This is a genomic window from Demequina lignilytica, from assembly GCF_030418305.1.
Classification (GTDB): Bacteria; Actinomycetota; Actinomycetes; order Actinomycetales; family Demequinaceae; genus Demequina; species Demequina lignilytica.
The window spans coordinates 458,311-474,532 of sequence record NZ_JAUHPX010000001.1; the positions used below are offsets into that span (position 1 = coordinate 458,311).

Annotated in this window: 17 protein-coding genes and 1 other RNA gene; 6 read left to right on the forward strand and 12 right to left on the reverse strand. The window is 71.6% G+C overall.

Features of this window, described 5'->3' with window-relative positions; genetic code table 11:
* Window positions 1–35: 35 nt before the first annotated feature.
* From QQX10_RS02050 to rnpB, 3 genes are all read right to left on the reverse strand, one after another.
* Window positions 36–974 carry a carbohydrate ABC transporter permease gene (locus tag QQX10_RS02050; RefSeq protein WP_301120488.1) on the reverse strand — a complete coding sequence of 313 codons (939 nt, stop codon included), beginning with the start codon at window positions 972–974 and terminating at the stop codon, window positions 36–38.
* Between the two features lies 1 nt (window position 975).
* Complete coding sequence (locus tag QQX10_RS02055; RefSeq protein ID WP_301120570.1) at window positions 976–1,890, reverse strand: carbohydrate ABC transporter permease; 915 nt, start codon at window positions 1,888–1,890, stop codon at window positions 976–978.
* Window positions 1,891–2,083: 193 nt separating this feature from the next.
* Window positions 2,084–2,458, reverse strand: an RNA gene (gene rnpB / locus QQX10_RS02060) — RNase P RNA component class A.
* An 81-nt stretch (window positions 2,459–2,539) separates the two neighbouring features.
* Between rnpB and QQX10_RS02065 the strand changes: the two genes are divergently transcribed.
* Window positions 2,540–3,721, forward strand: a complete 1,182-nt coding sequence (locus tag QQX10_RS02065) for an aminotransferase class I/II-fold pyridoxal phosphate-dependent enzyme (RefSeq protein ID WP_301120486.1) — start codon at window positions 2,540–2,542, stop codon at window positions 3,719–3,721.
* Window positions 3,722–3,747: 26 nt separating this feature from the next.
* Window positions 3,748–4,521: a YaaA family protein gene (locus tag QQX10_RS02070; RefSeq protein WP_301120484.1), complete on the forward strand. Its 774-nt coding sequence runs from the start codon at window positions 3,748–3,750 to the stop codon at window positions 4,519–4,521.
* Window positions 4,522–4,536: 15 nt separating this feature from the next.
* Here the strand turns inward: QQX10_RS02070 and QQX10_RS02075 are convergent, their stop codons facing one another.
* The gene (locus QQX10_RS02075) at window positions 4,537–5,316 is read right to left on the reverse strand and encodes an SDR family NAD(P)-dependent oxidoreductase (RefSeq protein WP_301120482.1); all 780 of its coding nucleotides are present in this window, start codon (window positions 5,314–5,316) and stop codon (window positions 4,537–4,539) included.
* 153 nt (window positions 5,317–5,469) lie between these two features.
* Between QQX10_RS02075 and QQX10_RS02080 the strand changes: the two genes are divergently transcribed.
* Entirely contained in the window at window positions 5,470–6,528 is a 1,059-nt protein-coding gene (locus QQX10_RS02080; protein WP_301120480.1) for an LLM class flavin-dependent oxidoreductase, read from the forward strand.
* Window positions 6,525–7,196 carry an NADPH-dependent F420 reductase gene (locus QQX10_RS02085; RefSeq protein ID WP_301120478.1) on the forward strand — a complete coding sequence of 224 codons (672 nt, stop codon included), beginning with the start codon at window positions 6,525–6,527 and terminating at the stop codon, window positions 7,194–7,196. Before QQX10_RS02080 ends, QQX10_RS02085 begins: the two co-directional genes overlap by 4 nt.
* Here QQX10_RS02085 and QQX10_RS02090 read toward each other — a convergent pair.
* Entirely contained in the window at window positions 7,189–8,232 is a 1,044-nt protein-coding gene (locus QQX10_RS02090) for a zinc-binding dehydrogenase (protein WP_439710123.1), read from the reverse strand. The two genes, QQX10_RS02085 and QQX10_RS02090, sit on opposite strands and share 8 nt — an antisense overlap.
* A 167-nt stretch (window positions 8,233–8,399) precedes the next feature.
* Here QQX10_RS02090 and QQX10_RS02095 point away from each other — a divergent pair, with 167 nt between their 5' ends.
* Window positions 8,400–9,254 carry a formate/nitrite transporter family protein gene (locus QQX10_RS02095; RefSeq protein WP_301120474.1) on the forward strand — a complete coding sequence of 285 codons (855 nt, stop codon included), beginning with the start codon at window positions 8,400–8,402 and terminating at the stop codon, window positions 9,252–9,254.
* A 3-nt stretch (window positions 9,255–9,257) separates the two neighbouring features.
* Here QQX10_RS02095 and QQX10_RS02100 read toward each other — a convergent pair whose 3' ends face one another.
* The 4 genes from QQX10_RS02100 to QQX10_RS02115 form a co-directional block, all read right to left on the reverse strand.
* Window positions 9,258–10,298, reverse strand: coding sequence for a zinc-binding dehydrogenase (locus tag QQX10_RS02100; protein WP_301120472.1), 1,041 nt, complete (start codon window positions 10,296–10,298; stop codon window positions 9,258–9,260).
* A 157-nt stretch (window positions 10,299–10,455) separates the two neighbouring features.
* Window positions 10,456–11,283, reverse strand: a complete 828-nt coding sequence (locus QQX10_RS02105; RefSeq protein ID WP_301120469.1) for a histidine phosphatase family protein — start codon at window positions 11,281–11,283, stop codon at window positions 10,456–10,458.
* Window positions 11,280–12,017 (reverse strand): zinc ribbon domain-containing protein, encoded by a 738-nt coding sequence (locus tag QQX10_RS02110; protein ID WP_301120467.1) that lies wholly within the window; start codon window positions 12,015–12,017, stop codon window positions 11,280–11,282. The genes QQX10_RS02105 and QQX10_RS02110 overlap by 4 nt, the downstream gene beginning before the upstream one ends.
* A gap of 15 nt (window positions 12,018–12,032) precedes the next feature.
* Window positions 12,033–12,845 (reverse strand): Nif3-like dinuclear metal center hexameric protein, encoded by an 813-nt coding sequence (locus tag QQX10_RS02115; protein ID WP_301120465.1) that lies wholly within the window; start codon window positions 12,843–12,845, stop codon window positions 12,033–12,035.
* Window positions 12,846–12,907: 62 nt separating this feature from the next.
* Here QQX10_RS02115 and QQX10_RS02120 point away from each other — a divergent pair, with 62 nt between their 5' ends.
* Window positions 12,908–13,936 carry a lysylphosphatidylglycerol synthase domain-containing protein gene (locus QQX10_RS02120; protein ID WP_301120463.1) on the forward strand — a complete coding sequence of 343 codons (1,029 nt, stop codon included), beginning with the start codon at window positions 12,908–12,910 and terminating at the stop codon, window positions 13,934–13,936.
* Here QQX10_RS02120 and QQX10_RS02125 read toward each other — a convergent pair.
* The 3 genes from QQX10_RS02125 to QQX10_RS02135 all read right to left on the reverse strand — a co-directional run bounded on the left by QQX10_RS02125 (window position 13,933) and on the right by QQX10_RS02135 (window position 16,210).
* Entirely contained in the window at window positions 13,933–14,769 is an 837-nt protein-coding gene (locus QQX10_RS02125; RefSeq protein ID WP_301120461.1) for a potassium channel family protein, read from the reverse strand. The two genes, QQX10_RS02120 and QQX10_RS02125, sit on opposite strands and share 4 nt — an antisense overlap.
* A gap of 100 nt (window positions 14,770–14,869) precedes the next feature.
* Window positions 14,870–15,115: a thioredoxin family protein gene (locus QQX10_RS02130; RefSeq protein ID WP_301120458.1), complete on the reverse strand. Its 246-nt coding sequence runs from the start codon at window positions 15,113–15,115 to the stop codon at window positions 14,870–14,872.
* A 27-nt stretch (window positions 15,116–15,142) separates the two neighbouring features.
* Window positions 15,143–16,210: a permease gene (locus QQX10_RS02135; RefSeq protein WP_301120456.1), complete on the reverse strand. Its 1,068-nt coding sequence runs from the start codon at window positions 16,208–16,210 to the stop codon at window positions 15,143–15,145.
* Between the last annotated feature and the right edge of the window lie 12 nt (window positions 16,211–16,222).

The following is a 16,222-nucleotide window of genomic DNA, read 5'->3' on the forward strand; positions in this document are numbered from 1 at the left end:
GGCGCCACCGGGACGATGCGGCGGGCGGGCGCCCGCTACTTCACCCCGGACGATTGGATCGAGCCGACGATGCGGCGGCCGAAGATGAGCACGAGGATGAAGATCGGGATCGCCGCGATCAGCGAGCCGGCCATGAGGCCCGCCCAGTCGGGGCTGCCCTGCGGCGTCTGGGAGCGGAAGATGCCCAGGCCGACGGTGAGCAGCGTCGACTCCTCGGTCTGGCCGATCAGGAGGGGCCAGAGGTAGTCGTTCCAGTAGAAGATGAACTGGAGGATGCCGATGGTGATGATCTGCGGCATGACGATCGGCAGGGCGATGCGGGAGAAGATCCTCCACTGACCGGCTCCGTCGATGACCGCGGCCTCGATGAAGCTGCGGTTCACCCCCAGGAAGAACTGGCGCAGGAAGAACACGACGAAGGGTGAGAAGAACATCGCCGGCAGCGCGATTCCGAGGTAGCTGTTGAGCAGCCCGAGGTCGCGCACCAGGAGGAAGTTCGGGAGCAGCGTGAACATGCCCGGCACGAGCAGGGCGACGAGGAAGATCCCGAAGACCACCTCGCGGCCGCGCCACTCGAGGATCGCGAACGCGTAGGCCGCCATCGCGCTGAGCAGCACCTGGAAGACCGTGATCAACGTGCAGACGATCACGGAGTTGATGAGGTACTGGGCGAAGTTGATGTCCCCGACGGAGCCGCCCTCCGCGAGCGCGTCGGCCGTGGACTGCAGGCCGAGCACGCGCTGGATGGGGCCGAGCGTGGTGTCGACCGGCAGCAGGCTGAGCGGCTCGGAGAACATCGACCGGTTGTTGCTGAGCGCGGTGCGGAGCATCCAGTAGAACGGGAACAGGGTGCCGGCGACCACCAGGCCGATCGCGGTCCAGCCCAGCACGCGCGCGATCGGGTTGCGGTGGTGTCCGACCGGGCGCTGCTTGCGTCCGGCACGGCGCGAGGGGGCGGGGGTCATGGTGGCCATGTCAGCGCTCCAGATCCGACTGGTTGGCGCGAAGCACCCGCATCTGCACGAGCGCGATCACCGCCAGGATGATCATGAGGATCACGGACAGGGCGCTGGCGTAGCCGAAGTCGAACCGCGTGAACGCCCTGTCGTAGATGTAGTAGGTGATCGCGTTGGTCGCGTCGACCGGGCCGCCCTGCGTGGTCACGGCGATGGTGTCGAATATCTGGAAGGACCCGACCACGGTGACCACCAGCACGAACGCGAGCACGGGACGCAGCAGCGGCATCGTGATCGAGCGGAACACGCGCCACTCCCCCGCGCCGTCGACGGCGGCGGCCTCGTAGACGTCGCCGGGGATGGCCTGCAGGCCGGCGAAGATCAGCAGGGTGGTGTACCCGAGGTGCCGCCACACGTTGACCAGCGCGATGGTGGTCATGGCGTACTGCTGGTCGCCGAAGAAGCCGATGCGATCGAGCCCGATCGCGTCCAGCGCGGAGTTGATGAGGCCCAGGTTGTAGTCCGCGAGCCAGTACCAGACCAGCGCGACGATCACGTTGGCGATCAGGTAGGGAAGCATCACCACGCCGCGGATCACCATCGACTTGGTGAACCGGTGGAGGAGCACCGCGAGGCCCAGCGCGGCGATGGTCTGGACCACGATGTTGATGAGGACGTACTGCAGCGTGACCACCATCGAGCGCCAGAACACGGGATCGCTCCCGATGCTCTGGTAGTTCTCGAGACCGACCCACTCGGGGTCGCTCAGCAGGTTGTAATCCGTGAAGCTGAGGTAGATGCCGCGCACCGCCGGCCACGCGAAGAACGCGATGAAGCCCAGCAGCGCCGGAAGCAGGAAGAGCAAGGCCGGGACCAGCTGTCCACGCTTGCGGGAGACCTTCGCCTTGCGGCGAGGGGTCCCCGTGAGAGGCATCGTTGCCACTCGGATCACCTCCGAATAACTTTCGTCTTGAAAGCAATCTACGGGCAGCCGAGGGGGCCGTCAAGTCGAAATCATCGAAAGTGGGCGCCTATTGCTCTCGTTTTGGTAACAACAAGGTCACGATGACACGCTCTCGCCCACGGCGCGAGCGATCCGCGGCACGCGGGAGCAGCGGGCGTGAGAGCGGATGAGCTGGCCGATACGCCGGGTTCTGTCTCCCGGCCGCGTCACCGCGACCGGGGGGCGGCCATCCATCTAGGCCGTGGATTGCTCCACGGCTCAAGCAACCTACCCGAGTGCTCGGGCGAGCAGCCCTCGAACGCACCCTGTCTGGTCTTGCTCCGGGTGGGGTTTACCTTGCCGCTCCTGTCACCAGTCGCGCGGTGAGCTCTTACCTCACCCTTTCACCCTTACCTCGCTCCCGAAGGCGCGAGGCGGTCTCCTCTCTGTGGCACTGTCCCGCGGGTCACCCCGGGTGGCCGTTAGCCATCACCCTGCTCTACGGAGCCCGGACGTTCCTCGGGACCCCGAAGGGTCACGCGACCGCCTGGCCAGCTCATCCGCGCCTCCAGGATACCGGGGACGATGCGCGGGTCGGGTCCGCGCATGCGCCAGGATGGGAGCGGGACAAGGAGGAACGATGCGACCATCACGCCGAGCGCTCGCCATCGAGCCGTTCCACGCGATGGCGTTCGGCGACCTCGCGAGCGAGCTCGAGGCCGCCGGCCACCGCACCGTCCGCCTGAACCTGGGCGAGCCGGACTTCGGCGCGCCCGCAGCCGTCCGCCGCGCGATGGTCGAGGCGATGGACGGCCGCCCGCTGTCCTACACCTCGGCGCTCGGGATGCCGGCGCTCCGGTCAGCGATCGCCGGGTTCTACCGCGACCGGCACGGCGTCGACCTGGACCCCGCCCGCGTCGCGATCACGATGGGTGCCTCCGCCGCCCTGGTGCTCGCGATCGCCGCAACGGTCGACGAGGGTGACGACGTGCTCATGGCCGACCCGAGCTACCCCTGCAACCGCCAGGATGTCGCCTCGTTCGGAGGCCGGGCGGTCACGATCCCCACCTCGCCCGCGACGCGCTTCCAGCTGACGCGCGACCTGATCGAGCAGCACTGGACGCCGGCCACCCGCGTGGTGATGGCGGCGACGCCGTCGAACCCGACCGGCACCTCGATCCCGCCCGCCGAGCTCGCCGCGATCTGCGACCTCGCCCGCGAACGCGGCGCGTGGCGGCTGATCGACGAGATCTACCTGGAGACCGCCGACCCCTCGCCCGACGGCACGCCGCAGCCGACCGCGCTCGCGCATGACCCCGACGCGATCGTCGTGAGCTCGTTCTCGAAGGCCTTCGGCATGACGGGCTGGCGGCTCGGCTGGATGGTGCTGCCCGAGGCGCTGGTCGACCCGGTGGAGCGGCTCGCGGTCAACTACTTCCTCTCCGCGGCGGCGCCGGTGCAGATCGCCGCGCTCGAGTGCTTCACCCCGGCCTCGCTCGCCGAGGCGGAGGGCCGGCGCCTCGACCTGCTCGGGCGTCGGCGGCTCATGCTCGACGGGCTGGCGCGCATCGGCCTTCCCGTCGAGGTCGAGCCCGACGGCGCCTTCTACGCCTTCGCGGACGTCTCGAGCACCGGGATGGACGCCTGGATGTTCTGCGGGCGCGCGCTGCGCGAGGCGCACGTCGCGCTCACGCCCGGCCGGGACTTCGGCACGGCCCACGGCGACACCCACGTGCGGCTGTCCTACGCCGCGAGCGCCGAGGACATCACGCTCGGGCTCGAGCGGTTGGGACGCTGGCTCGACACCCTGCGGTCCGGGTGACGCGCCGCGCCACTACCCTGGTCCCCGTGCTGATCCTGCTCCCGCCCTCCGAGGGCAAGACCGCTCCCCCGACCGGCGACCCCGTCGACCTGGACGCGCTGAGCCACCCGGGGCTCGCGCCGCACCGCCGCCGCGTGGGGGACGCCCTCGCCAAGGTCAGCGGCCAGCGCAACGCGATGCAGGCGCTGGAGGTCGGCGCCTCGCTCGCCGGCGAGGTCGAGCGCAACCGCACGGTGTGGGACAACCCCGCGGCGCCGGCCGCGCGCGTCTACACCGGAGTGCTCTACGACGCCGCCGACATGGCCGGCTGGGATGCGTCGACGCTGGATCGCGCGTCGTCCCGCCTGCGGACCGTCTCCGCGCTGTGGGGCGCCGTCGCGCCCGGCGACGCCATCCCGGCCTACCGCCTGTCGATGGGAACCTCGCTGGGACGGATCGGCGGCCTCGCCGCCTTCTGGCGCCCGCGCCTGAGCCCGGAGCTGGACGCGCTCGCCGACGGCGGCCTCGTGATCGACTGCCGTAGCGCGTCGTACGTCGCCGCCTACCGCCCCACGGACGCGCTGTGGGTGAGCGTCGGAGTCCAGCGGGAGCTGAACGGCAAGCGCGCCGTGGTCAGCCACATGGCCAAGCACACGCGCGGCCTGCTCGCGGCGCACCTGATGCGGGACGATGCGGCGCCCGAGAGCGCCGCCGACCTCGCCGATGCGGCGGCCGGCATGATCGGCGATGCGCTGGTCGACGTGGCGCTGACACCCCGGGCCAAGGGTCCCGACGAGCTCACGCTCGTCATCGCGGGCTGATCGCCTCCGCGCCCGTCAGAGCAGGTTCATCCCGCCGTCGACCGCGATCGTCTGGCCCGTGATGAAGCCGCAGGTGAGGAGGAACAGGTACGCCTCCGCCACCTCGCCGACCTCGCCGGTGCGCCCGAGCGGGATGGTCGCCGCCATCTGACGCTGGGTCTCGCGGACCTCCGCCTCGTCGTGGTCGCGCCACAGCGGCGTCGCTGTCCATGTGGGGGCGACGGCGTTGACCCGGATGCCGCGCGGCGCGAGCTCGAGCGCCAGCCCGCGCACCATGGTGGCGATCGCCTGGTTGCCCAGGTAGGCGCCCGACGCGGTGTGGGGCGCGCCCCCGGTGCCCGCGGTGAACGTCATCGAGCCGCCGTCGTTGAGGTGGGGAGCGAGCGCACGGGCCAGGCGGAGGTTGTCGAAGACCTTGTCGTCGACCGCGGCGCGGATCTCATCGAACGGGGCCTCGAGGAACCCTCCGCCCATGGCTCCGCCCAGCGTCGAGACCACGTGGTCGACATCGCCCGCGATCTCGATCAGCCGCTCGAGGCCGTCCTCCGTGGTCGCGTCGAGCGCGAAGGCCGTCGCCTTGCCGCCGACGCCGCTCGCCTCATGCGCGACGGCGTGGGCCTTCGCGGCGTCGCGGCCGACCACGACCAGCCGCGCGCCCGCTGTGGCGGCGTCGACCACCACCTGGCGGCCGAAGCCGGAGGAGCCGCCGACGACGAGCACGGTCGAGTCCGTGAGCGCGCCAGGCGTCACGCGCGGACGCTCGAAGGTGGACGGGGGCACGGGCACACTGGTCATGACGGTCCTTCCGATGGGGTTCTTCCTCGGGAACGATTGCGCGGCGCCAAGGATTCCGCGGTGGACGCGTCAGCGGCCGCGGCAGGAATAGCGCGAGGCCAGGCTACGCTACTTAGTTGACACCTCAACCACCTGCGACATCGAGGAGCCCCCATGAGCACGCCCGCGTCGGACGTGAAGTTCGGCATCGAGACCTTCGGCGACCTGCCGCTGCACGACTCCGGGGAGCCGATGACGCATGCGGCGTCCCTGCGCCAGGTGGTCGAGGAGGCCGCGCTTGCCGACCAGGTCGGCATCGACGCGGTCGCGCTCGGCGAGCACCACCGCGCGGACTTCGCGATCTCCTCCCCCGAGATGGTGCTGGCGGCCATCGCCTCGCGCACGGAGAAGGTGACGCTCGGCTCCGCCGTCACGGTGCTGTCCTCGGACGACCCCGTGCGCGTGTTCCAGCGCTTCTCCACCCTCGACGCCGTGTCCAACGGTCGCGCCGAGGTGATCCTCGGGCGCGGATCCTTCACCGAGTCCTTCCCGCTGTTCGGCTACGACCTCGCCGACTACGAGGTCCTGTTCGAGGAGAAGCTCGAGCTGTTCTCGCGACTGCTCACCGAGAAGCCGGTCACGTGGTCCGGGACCACCCGCTCCTCCCTGCACGAGGCCGACGTCTATCCGAAGACGGACTCCGGCGCGCTCACCACCTGGGTCGGCGTGGGGGGTTCGCCCGAGTCGGTCCTGCGCACCGCGCGCTACGGCTTCCGCCTGATGCTCGCGATCATCGGCGGCGACCCCGGCCGCTTCGCCCCTTATGTCGACCTGTACCGCCGCGCCGCCGAGAAGTTCGGCACCACGGCGCACCCGGTCGGGATGCACAGCCACGGCTTCGTGGCACCCACCGACGAGGAGGCGCGCGAGTCCTACTTCCCCGGCTACAAGGCCATGCGGGACCGGATCGGCGCCGACCGCGGCTGGCCGCCGATGACCCGCTCGCAGTTCGACGCGGAGGTCACCTACGGGTCGCTCTACGTGGGCTCGCCCGCGACGGTGGCGGCGAAGATGGCGGCCGCGATCGGCGCCCTGGACGTGAGCCGCTTCGACTTCGTCTACACGGGTGGCGGCGCGATGCCGGCGTCCTCCCGCATGCGCGCCGTCGAGCTCTTCGGCACCGAGGTCGTCCCGCGGGTCCGGGAGCTGCTCGCCGACGGCGGCGCGGCGTGAGCGCGGTGCGGACCGTCGGCATCCTGGGCGCCGGCAAGCTCGGCACGGCGCTCGCCCGGCTCGGCGTCGCCGCCGGCTACGAGGTGGTGGTCGCCGGGTCCGGCGACCCGGAGCGCATCGAGCTGACCATCGAGGTCCTCTCCCCCGGCGCACGGGTCGCCACCGCGCGCGAGGTCGCGTCCCAGGCCGACGCGGTGATCCTCGCGCTGCCGCTGGGCAAGCACCGGACGGTTCCCGCAGACGCGCTCGACGGCGCGCTCGTGATCGACGCGATGAACTACTGGTGGGAGGTGGACGGCGTGCGGGACGACCTGACGGACCCCCGCACCACCTCCTCCGCGATCGTCGCCGCGCACCTGCACGGCGCGCGCCTCGTCAAGGCGTTCAACCACATGGGCTACCACGACCTGGACGAGGGGTCGCGGCCGGCGGACCACGCGGACCGGCGCGCGATCGCCCTGGCCGGCGACGATGCGGACAGCATCGAGGCGGTCGCCGACCTGATCGACTCCCTCGGCTTCGACCCGGTCCCGATCGGGACTCTCGCCGAGGGCAGGCATCTCCAGCCCGGCACCCCCGCGTTCGGCGCGAACGTGGACGCGGAGGCGCTCATCGGCCTGGTCGACCGCCACCGCGCATCGTCGACCGCGGGAGCCTCGCTCACCTGAGCGCCGGGTCCACCATCACCTTGAGGGCCTCGCGGGCGTCCATGGCGGCGTAGCCCGCGGGGACGCCGTCGAGGCCGACCGTGCGGTCGAACACCTTGCCCGGATTGATGGTGCCGTCGAGCACGTCCCGGATCGCCTGCTCGAGGTAGGCGCGCACGGGGGCGGGACCGCCGGCCAGGCGCGCGTTCTTGCCGAAGAGCGAGCCGAACCCGATCGGGGCCTCCTCGTACTGCGGCACGCCCACGCGCGAGATGATGCCGCCGGGGCGGACGATGCCGTACGCCTGCTCGTAGGCGGGCATGTGGCCCACGGCCTCGAGCACGACGTGGCTCCCCTCGCCGCCGGTGAGCGCCATGACCTTCGCCACGCCCTCGGCGCCGCGCTCGGCGACCACGTCGGTGGCGCCGAACTCGCGGCCCAGATCGGTGCGCGAGACGTGACGGCCCATCAGGATGATCCGCTCCGCGCCCATCTGCTTGGCCGCGAGCACCGCGGACAGGCCCACGGCACCGTCACCGATCACCGTGACGGTCTGCCCCGGCTGGATGTCCGCCATGAACGCGGCGTGGTAACCGGTCAGGTAGACGTCCGACAGCGCGAGCAGCGACGCGAGCAGCTCGTCGGAGGCGGTCGCGGGGTCCACGCCCGGGACCACGACGGCCGAGCCGTCCGCCTGCGGCACGCGAGCGTACTCGGCCTGGAGCCCCGGCGTGTCCGGGGTGCCGTACCAGCCGCCGTGCGGGCAGGCCGTCTGGAAGCCCTCCTGGCAGATGGCGCAGGTGTTGTCCGCGTACGCGAACGGCACCACGACGAAGTCGCCCTTGGTCAGGGTGGTGACCGCGGTGCCGACCTCCTCGACCACGGCGATGAGCTCGTGGCCCATCCGGATGCCGTGCTCCGAGCCGGGCATCGAGTGGTACGGGTGCAGGTCGGAGCCGCAGATGCACGCGCGCACGGTGCGCACGATCGCATCGGTGGGCTCCTGGAGGGTCGGGATGGGGGCGTCCTCGACGCGGACGTCGCCCGCGCCGTACATGAGTGCAGCCTTCACTGGTGGATCTCCTCGATCGGGGTCGTTGTGTCACCATCAGCGTCGCGGCGCGGAACGATGCGCGGGAGAGCGGGAGGACACGGGTACCGGCGGTACCCCCCAGGGGTCCGACGGTCCCGCCGACGAGGCCGCGCACTCGGTACGGTGGTGCCATGAGCGACCCGAGCCACCTGTTCCCAGGCAAGACGTTCATCTCCACGGTGCTCGACGCTCTCGACACCAAGACGGAGATGAGCGGCGGGCTCGCGCGCGTCTACCTCATGCGGGCGGCCATGGCCGGGGTGATCATCGGCATCATGTACCTCACGAACTTCGCGGTGATCGCGGCGTTCGAGAGCGCGAGCGACGGCTCGCTGGTCAACCTGGGCAAGCTGCTGGGCGCGCTGATCTTCGGGTTCGCCCTGGTGTTCATCTACTACTCGAAGTCCGAGCTGCTGACGTCGAACATGATGATCGTCTCGATCGGCCTGTACTGGCGTCGCATCAGCCCGCTGCGCTCGCTGCGGGTGCTGGCGATGTGCTACGGCGGCAACTTCGTCGGCGGCCTGGCGCTGGCCCTCATGATCGCCGGCTCGACGCTCGCGTCGGGTGCGATGGGCGACCAGCTCGACGCCTCGGTCGAGCACAAGCTGTCCTACTTCGACAGCGGTCTCGCGGGCGTCTCCGACCTGTTCTTCCGCGCGATCCTGTGCAACTTCATGATCAACCTGGGCATGCTGCTGGTCTACAACGGCCTCATCAAGGAGGACCTGACCAAGGCGATCGTGATGATCATGAGCGTCTTCGTGTTCGCGTTCGTGGGCTTCGAGCACTCGGTGGCGAACACGGTGGTGTTCACCGTCGCCGCGCTCACCCACGGCATCGACTACGGCCCGGCCCTCGCCCAGCTCGGAGTCGTCCTGCTCGGCAACTTCGTCGGCGGCGGCCTGCTGATCGGCTGGTACTACGCGTACGCCAACGACGACCGCAGGTACCTGCGCAAGCGCGGCGCCACGCCCACGGAGTAGTCGCTACAAGCTCGGGTCGACCATCACCTTGAGCGCGCGGCGCTCGTCCATCGCCGCGTAGCCCGCCGGCACGTCGGCGACGCCCACCGTCATGTCGAACACGCGACCCGGATCGATGGCGCCGTCCAGCACCTTCGGGATCGCCGCGTCGATGTACGCGCGCACCGGCGCCACTCCCCCGGTGAGGGTGACGTTGCGCGAGAACTGGGAGCGCGAGGACACAGGATCGGTGGCGTACTGCGGCACCCCGACCCGGGAGATCACGCCACCCGGGCGCACGATGCCGTGGGCCTGCCGGTACGCCGGCTCCAATCCCACCGCCTCGAGGACCACAGGGCTGCCGGCTCCGTCCGTGAGCTCCAGGACCTCGGCGATGCCGTCCTCCCCGCGCGCGGACACCACGTCGGTCGCGCCCCACTCGCGCCCGAGGTCCGTGCGGACCTGGTGACGCCCCATGAGGATGATGCGCTCGGCGCCCATCTCGCGTGCCGAGAGCACGGCGCAGAGCCCGACCGCGCCGTCGCCGATGACGGTGACCGTCGCGCCCGGCGCGACGCGCGCCATCGCCGCGGCGTGCCAGCCGGTGAGGTACACGTCGGACAGCGTGAGGAGCGAGGCGAGCAGCGCATCGTCCGCCGCGGCGGGGTCGACGCCGGGGACCGTGACGGCGCTGCCATCGGCCTGCGGCAACCGGAGCGCCTCGGACTGACCGCCGGCGAGGAAGCCGCCGTTCACGCATGAGGTGTGGACGCCGTCGCGGCAGTGCACGCAGGTGTTGTCCTGCGTGGCGAAGGGCATGATGACGAAGTCCCCGGGAGCGACGGTGCGCACCTCGGGCCCGACCTCCTCGATGACGCCGATCGCCTCGTGTCCCTTGAGAGATCCCTGCTCCGTCGGCTCCATCGTGTGGAACGGGTGCAGGTCCGAGCCGCAGATGCAGCCGCGGACCACGCGCACCACCGCATCCGTCGGGTCGACGATGCGCGGGTCGGGGACGTCGAGCACGCGGACGTCGCCCGCGCCGAACATGTAGGTGGCCTTCATGGCTCCATTCTCGCGGCCGCGTGAGGCGGCGCGAACCACCGGCGCGGCACGGGGCCCGAGCGCCAGGGAAGGCCGCCGGATGCGGACCATCGCGCGCTGTTGCGCCGGAGAGCGGAACGGCCCGGAGGGACACCCGCCTCCGCCAGCCGGAGCTCCCCTACTCGACGGGGATGCCGACGGCGAGGACGTGGGTCTCCGCGATCGATCCGTCCTGGCGCGCGCGCACCTGGAGGATGCTCTGCGACGCGGGCGAGGGCCAGATCGCACCCCAACGCGCAGGGTCCATGCCCAGCGCCATGCCGACGGTCGACTTGATCGCCACGGCGTGGGACACGAGCGCGAGGCCACGCGGCACGTCGCGACCTGCCAGGCACTCCGCGGCGTGCGTGGCCGCGAGCTCGCGCACCAGTCCCCAGGTCCGGGTCCCGACGTCCGCGATCGCCTCGCCGCCGGGCGCGGCGATCTCCGCTCCGCGCCACGCGTGGATGGCATCGCCGTCACGCTCGACGATCTCGGGGACGGTCAGCCCCTCCCATTCGCCGAACACGACCTCGCGCAGGCGGTCGTCCGTCTCGACATGCGCGCCCAGGCGCCGGCCGATCGACCCGGCGGTCTCCTGCGTGCGGATGATCGGCGACGCGATCACGCGCGTGACGTGCGGCAGCTGCAGCCAGGTGCGCCTCCCCATCGAGTACAGCGCATCGGCGGCCTTCGCGGCCTGGACCCGTCCGGGCGCGCTGAGCGGCGGGCCGGGCACCCCGCCGCCGGACATGCGTCGGGACGTGGTCATCTCGGTGACGCCGTGGCGGACCAGGACCACCGTGAGCGGCGCGACCAGGTCCTCCTCGTTCGGGGAGAACGGCGACTGGACCTTGGGGGCGGCGGGCGCGGGCGACGACGCCGCCGGGTCCGATCCCAGGTCGGTCCCGTCGTCGTAGTGATGCGGCCGATGCGGCACCGGCGGCTCGACCTGGGTGTCGGTCACGCGCCGGCCCCGCGCACGAGGATGCGTCCGCACTCCTCGCAGCGGACCACCGCATCGTCCGGGCGCCCCTCGATGTCGCGCAGGTCAGCCGGGTTGAGCTTCATGCGGCAGCCGAGGCATTCGCCGTGCTGCAACGCGGCCGCGCCGATGCCGCCGTGGCTGGCCCGGAGCTTCTCGTACAGCGCCATCATGTCCGCGTCGAGGTTGAACGCGGCGGAGGTGCGCTGCGCGGCGAGCTCGACCAGCTCGGCGTCGATCTCCTCCCACGCCTGGTCGCGCTCGGACTCCAGCGCGGTGACCTGCGCCTGGATCGCCTCCACCTGCTCCTTGGCGGACGCGAGTGCCGCCTCGGCGGTCTCGAGCCGGTCCATCGCCTCGAGCTCGACGTCCTCGAGCGCGCTCTGGCGACGCTTGAGCACCTCGAGCTCGCTCGCCAGCGCCTGGAGGTCCTTCGGTGTCCCCTGACCGGACTCGAGCCGGGCGGTGTCGCGCGCGGCGCGGGAGCGCACCACCTCGACGTCGTCCTCGGCCTTCGCCACCTCGCGCTTGATGTCGGAGACCTCGGTGCTGCGGGCGACGCGCTCCTCGTCGAGGTCGGTCAGCCGTGCCCGCAGCTCGGCGATCTGCTCGACCACGGGCAGGTGGTCGCGGCGGTGGCGGGCCTGCTGGGTGCGCAGGTCGAGATCCTGCACCTCGAGAAGGCGGATCTGGTCGGTGACGGGTGCAGAAGGCACGGATGCTCCTCGGCGCTAGAAGCGCGCGGTCCAGGGGTCGGTGATGAGGGTCGAGACGATCGTGTCGAGGCCGGTCGCGTCGCCGAGGTACTCGGCGGCGGCGGCGAGCCAGGTCCACTCGGAGGCGTAGTGGGCGACGTCGACCAGGAAGGGCCGACCGCCGGCGAGCAGCGCGGCCTCGCGCGCGTCCGACGCCGGATGGTGACGCAGGTCGGAGGTGAGGTACACGTCGGCGCCGGCGGCCGCGGCGGCCCCGAGGAACGAGTCGCCCGCGCCCCCGACCACGGCGATGGTCTGCACGCTGGCGTCGAGCTCCCCCGCCACCCGCACGCCGTGCGCCGTGGCCGGCAGCACCGCGGCCGCGCGCTGGGCGAACTCGAGCAGGGTGATAGGCGCGTCGAGGCGACCGATGCGCCCGGTGCCCTGCTCCGCATCGTCCTTCAGCGGCACCAGCGGAAGCGCGCCGTCGACGCCGAGGACCTCGGCGAGCGCCTCCGCGACGCCGGTCCCGGCGTGGTCGGCGTTCGTGTGCGCGTTGATCAGCGCGACGCCGTTCTCGATCAGCGTCTGGATCACCGCGCCCTTGGGGGTGCCGGCGTTGACGGTGGTCACCCCGCGCAGCAGCAGCGGGTGGTGCGTGACGATCAGGTCGCAGCCTGCCTCGATCGCCTCCTCGACCACCGCGAGCGTGGGATCGACGGCGAACAGCGCGCGCGTGACCTCGGCCTCGGGGCGCCCGACGGTGAGCCCGTTGACGTCCCAGTCCTCCGCCAGATCGGGAGGGAAGCGGCTGTCGAGCGCGTCGAGAACGTCAGCCACCGAGGTCATGGGACCAGGCTACTCGCTGGACGGCGACGGAGACCTCGTGCGCCGGCCGCTAGCCTGGCGGCGTGACCAGCACGCCCGCCGCGCCCACGCGCCGCTCCCGGCCGTGGCTGAGACGAATCGTCCTGCTCGCCCTCGCGGCCGCCGTGATCTGGGCCCTCACCGACCTCGCCGGGCGTGTCGACGCCGACGCGGTCCTGGAGGCGCTCGGCCAGCTCGCCTGGTGGCAGGCGCCGATCCTGGTCGGGCTGCTGCTGCTCCGGCAGCTGCTCACCTCGGCCCCGATCGCCCGCTTCACCGCAGGACTCGGCCAGCTGCGCGCGCTGCACAACGAGCTCGCGGCGAACCTGGTGGCGACCGTGACGCCGCCGCCCGCGGACATCGTGCTGCGCATCGCGATGTTCCGGTCGTGGGGCCTGGATCCGGTGTCCGGCATGGCAGGCGTCACCCTCGCCACGGTCGTGTTCTGGGGTGCGCGGTTCCTCGCTCCCGTGATGGGGCTGGCGTTCCTCGCGTGGCGCGGCATCGAACGCCACGAATGGTGGGTCGCCGGCGCCTGCCTGGTGGTCGCCGCGGCGATCCTCGGCGCGCTCGGACTCATGCTCCGCGACGCGCGTTGGGCGGCCTGGCTGGGTGCCGCGGCGGCCCGCACGGTCGCACGGTTCGGGCGGCGCGCCGACGCCGAGGGCTGGGCGGAGGCCGTCGTCAGCTTCCGCGCCCGCGTCGCGGCGACGCTGCGCGAGCACCTGGTCGCCGCCCTCACGCTCATGCTCACCGGCGTCCTCGTGGAGGCGCTGCTGCTGCTCGCCAGCCTCCGGTTCGTGGGCGTCCCGTCGTCGCTGTCGAGCATCGAGATCCTCGGCGTGTTCCTGCTCGCCTACCCGCTGACGATCCTGCCGTTCCTCGGCCTGGGGGTGCTGGACGCCGCGCTCGTCTCGCTGTGGCTGACTGACGACAGCCCCGCGCCCGAGGCCACGCTGGTGGCGGGCATGCTCGTGTGGCGAGCGGTGTCGCTCGGCGGCACGCTGCTGATCGGCGCGGCCTCGGTGGCCTGGTGGCGGTGGACCGTGCTGAGAGCGCAGTCGCGCGACTAGGTCGCGTCGTCCTCCGCAGGCGGCGTCGCGCGCGCCTTTCGCCTCGGTGCCTTCGGCGTCTGATGCGGGAGCCCCGACGCTGCGGCGTCCTCTCTCGCGGCGATCGCGTCGAGCTTGGACTCGAGCTCCGCCAGCCGGTCGAGCAGCTGGGTGCGGGTGACCTCGTCACGCTCCTCGTCCTCGCCCTCGGTCAGCGCGACGAACCACGCCGCCACGGAGGCCGTGATCACACCGATCAGGGCGATGCCCATGAGCATCAGCACCGTCGCGATGGCGCGACCCTGACCGGTCACCGGCGCGAAATCGCCGTAGCCGACCGTGGTCATGGTGACGAGCGCCCACCAGATCGCATCGGCGAAGTTCGTGATCTGCGCATCGGCCGCACCGCGCTCCGCGTCGAGGATCGACACGGCCCCGATCCACATGAGCAGCACCACCGAGATCAGGATCGCCTGCGTGGACTTCACCGCGCCCTTGCGGCTGGCCAGCATGGTGCCCGAGGTGAAGACCGAGAGGATCTTGAGCGGTCGCGCCGGCGGGATGAAGACGGCGATCACGTCGATCGGGTGCGTCTTGAGGAAGTGCCAGCGCCGGTCGGTGAGGGCCAGCCGGATGATGATGTCGACGACGAACGCGAGCCAGATGAACGCCTGGATCGTGATGAGCGTGCCGCGCAGCGCGCCGGGGATGTAGTCGCGGAAGGCGATCCGTGCGGACCACACGACCAGGAAGGCGAACGCCATCACCAGCATGGCGAGATCGGCGCGCCTCGCGTACGCGTCGTAGCGCGCGCTGTCGCCCTTGATCACCTTCACCACCTCGGGCACCGCCACGGGCATCTCCCCTCGTCCGCGCCTGCTGCTGGGTCCGACCCTAGCGCGGGACCATGCGAGGGCGAGGTGAGGCGCCCCGGCGCCCGTGACGATGCGCCGGTCAGGTCGCGGGGACCGTGGCGAGGATCTCGGCGAGCCGCGCCGCCGTGGGGACCTGCCCCTCGACGAGCACGCGGCCGTCCGCGACGAGCGCGGGGGTGCGCATGACGCCGTAGGCGGCGATCTGCGCATCGTCCTTGATGTGGGCGACCTCGGCGGTCCTTCCCAGCCCGGCGAGCGCCTCGACCGTGCGGGCCTCCAGCGCATCGCAGTTCTTGCATCCGTGTCCCAGGATGGTGACGTCCATGATGGTCTCCTTGCGGTGAGAGCGGCCCTACAGGACCGCGTTGAACAGGTACCCGGCAGCGACGATGCCGGCGGCGACCACGGCGACGAAGATCGCGATCAGGCGGGGCCTGAGCACGCGTCGGAGGATCACCATCTCGGGGACGGAGAGCGCGACGGTAGCCATCATGAAGGCGAGCAGCGTGCCCATGGGGACACCCTTGGCGAACAGCGCGTCCACCAGGGGGAGCACTCCGGCCGCGCCGCTGTAGAGCGGCACGCCGAGCGCGACCGCCGCGAGCACGCCGAACGGGTTGTCGGAGCCGGCGATGGTCGCGATGAGGTCCTCGGGCACCCACCCGTGGATGAACGCGCCGATGCCGATGCCGGCGAGCAGCCACGGCCAGATCTTGCGCAGCAGCGCGACGGTCTCGGTGCGGGCGAGGTCGAGGCGATCCGACCAGGCGGGCCGGAGCCCTCCCGCCATCGCGACCGCCGTCCGGCCGCGCGCCTCGAGCACGAACGGCTCGACCCACCGCTCGGGGTTCATCCGCCCGATCACGAGGCCCGCGATCACGGCGATGGCGAATCCGGTGACGGCGTAGAGGACCGCGGGACCCAGGCCGAAGCTGCCGAGCAGCAGCACCAGCGCCACCTCGTTGACCAGAGGAGACGCGATGAGGAAGCTCATGGTCACCCCGAGCGGCACGCCCGCGGACACGAAGCCGATGAAGCCGGGCACCGCGCTGCAGCTGCAGAACGGGGCCGCGACGCCGAGCGTGGCCGCGATCGCGTTGCCCACGCCCTCGCGCTTCCCGCCGAGCATCGCCCGCATGCGCTCGGGGGTGATGAACGACCGCGCGACGGTGATCGCATACACGATCCCGGCGAGCAGCAGCAGGATCTTGACGGTGTCGTAGAGGAAGAAGTGCAGGGCGCCGCCGAGGCGGCTCGCAGGGTCCAGTCCGACGACGTCCCACAGGAGCGTGTCCCAGAGCCGACCGTTGACCGCGTAGAGCAGTCCTCCGGCGGCGTAGGCGGCGGCCGGGGGTGCCCAGACCCGCCACCGGGGCCGCTGCTGCGGCGGGGCGGGCATCAGGCTGATCGGCTCGGGCATCGGATCTCCTAT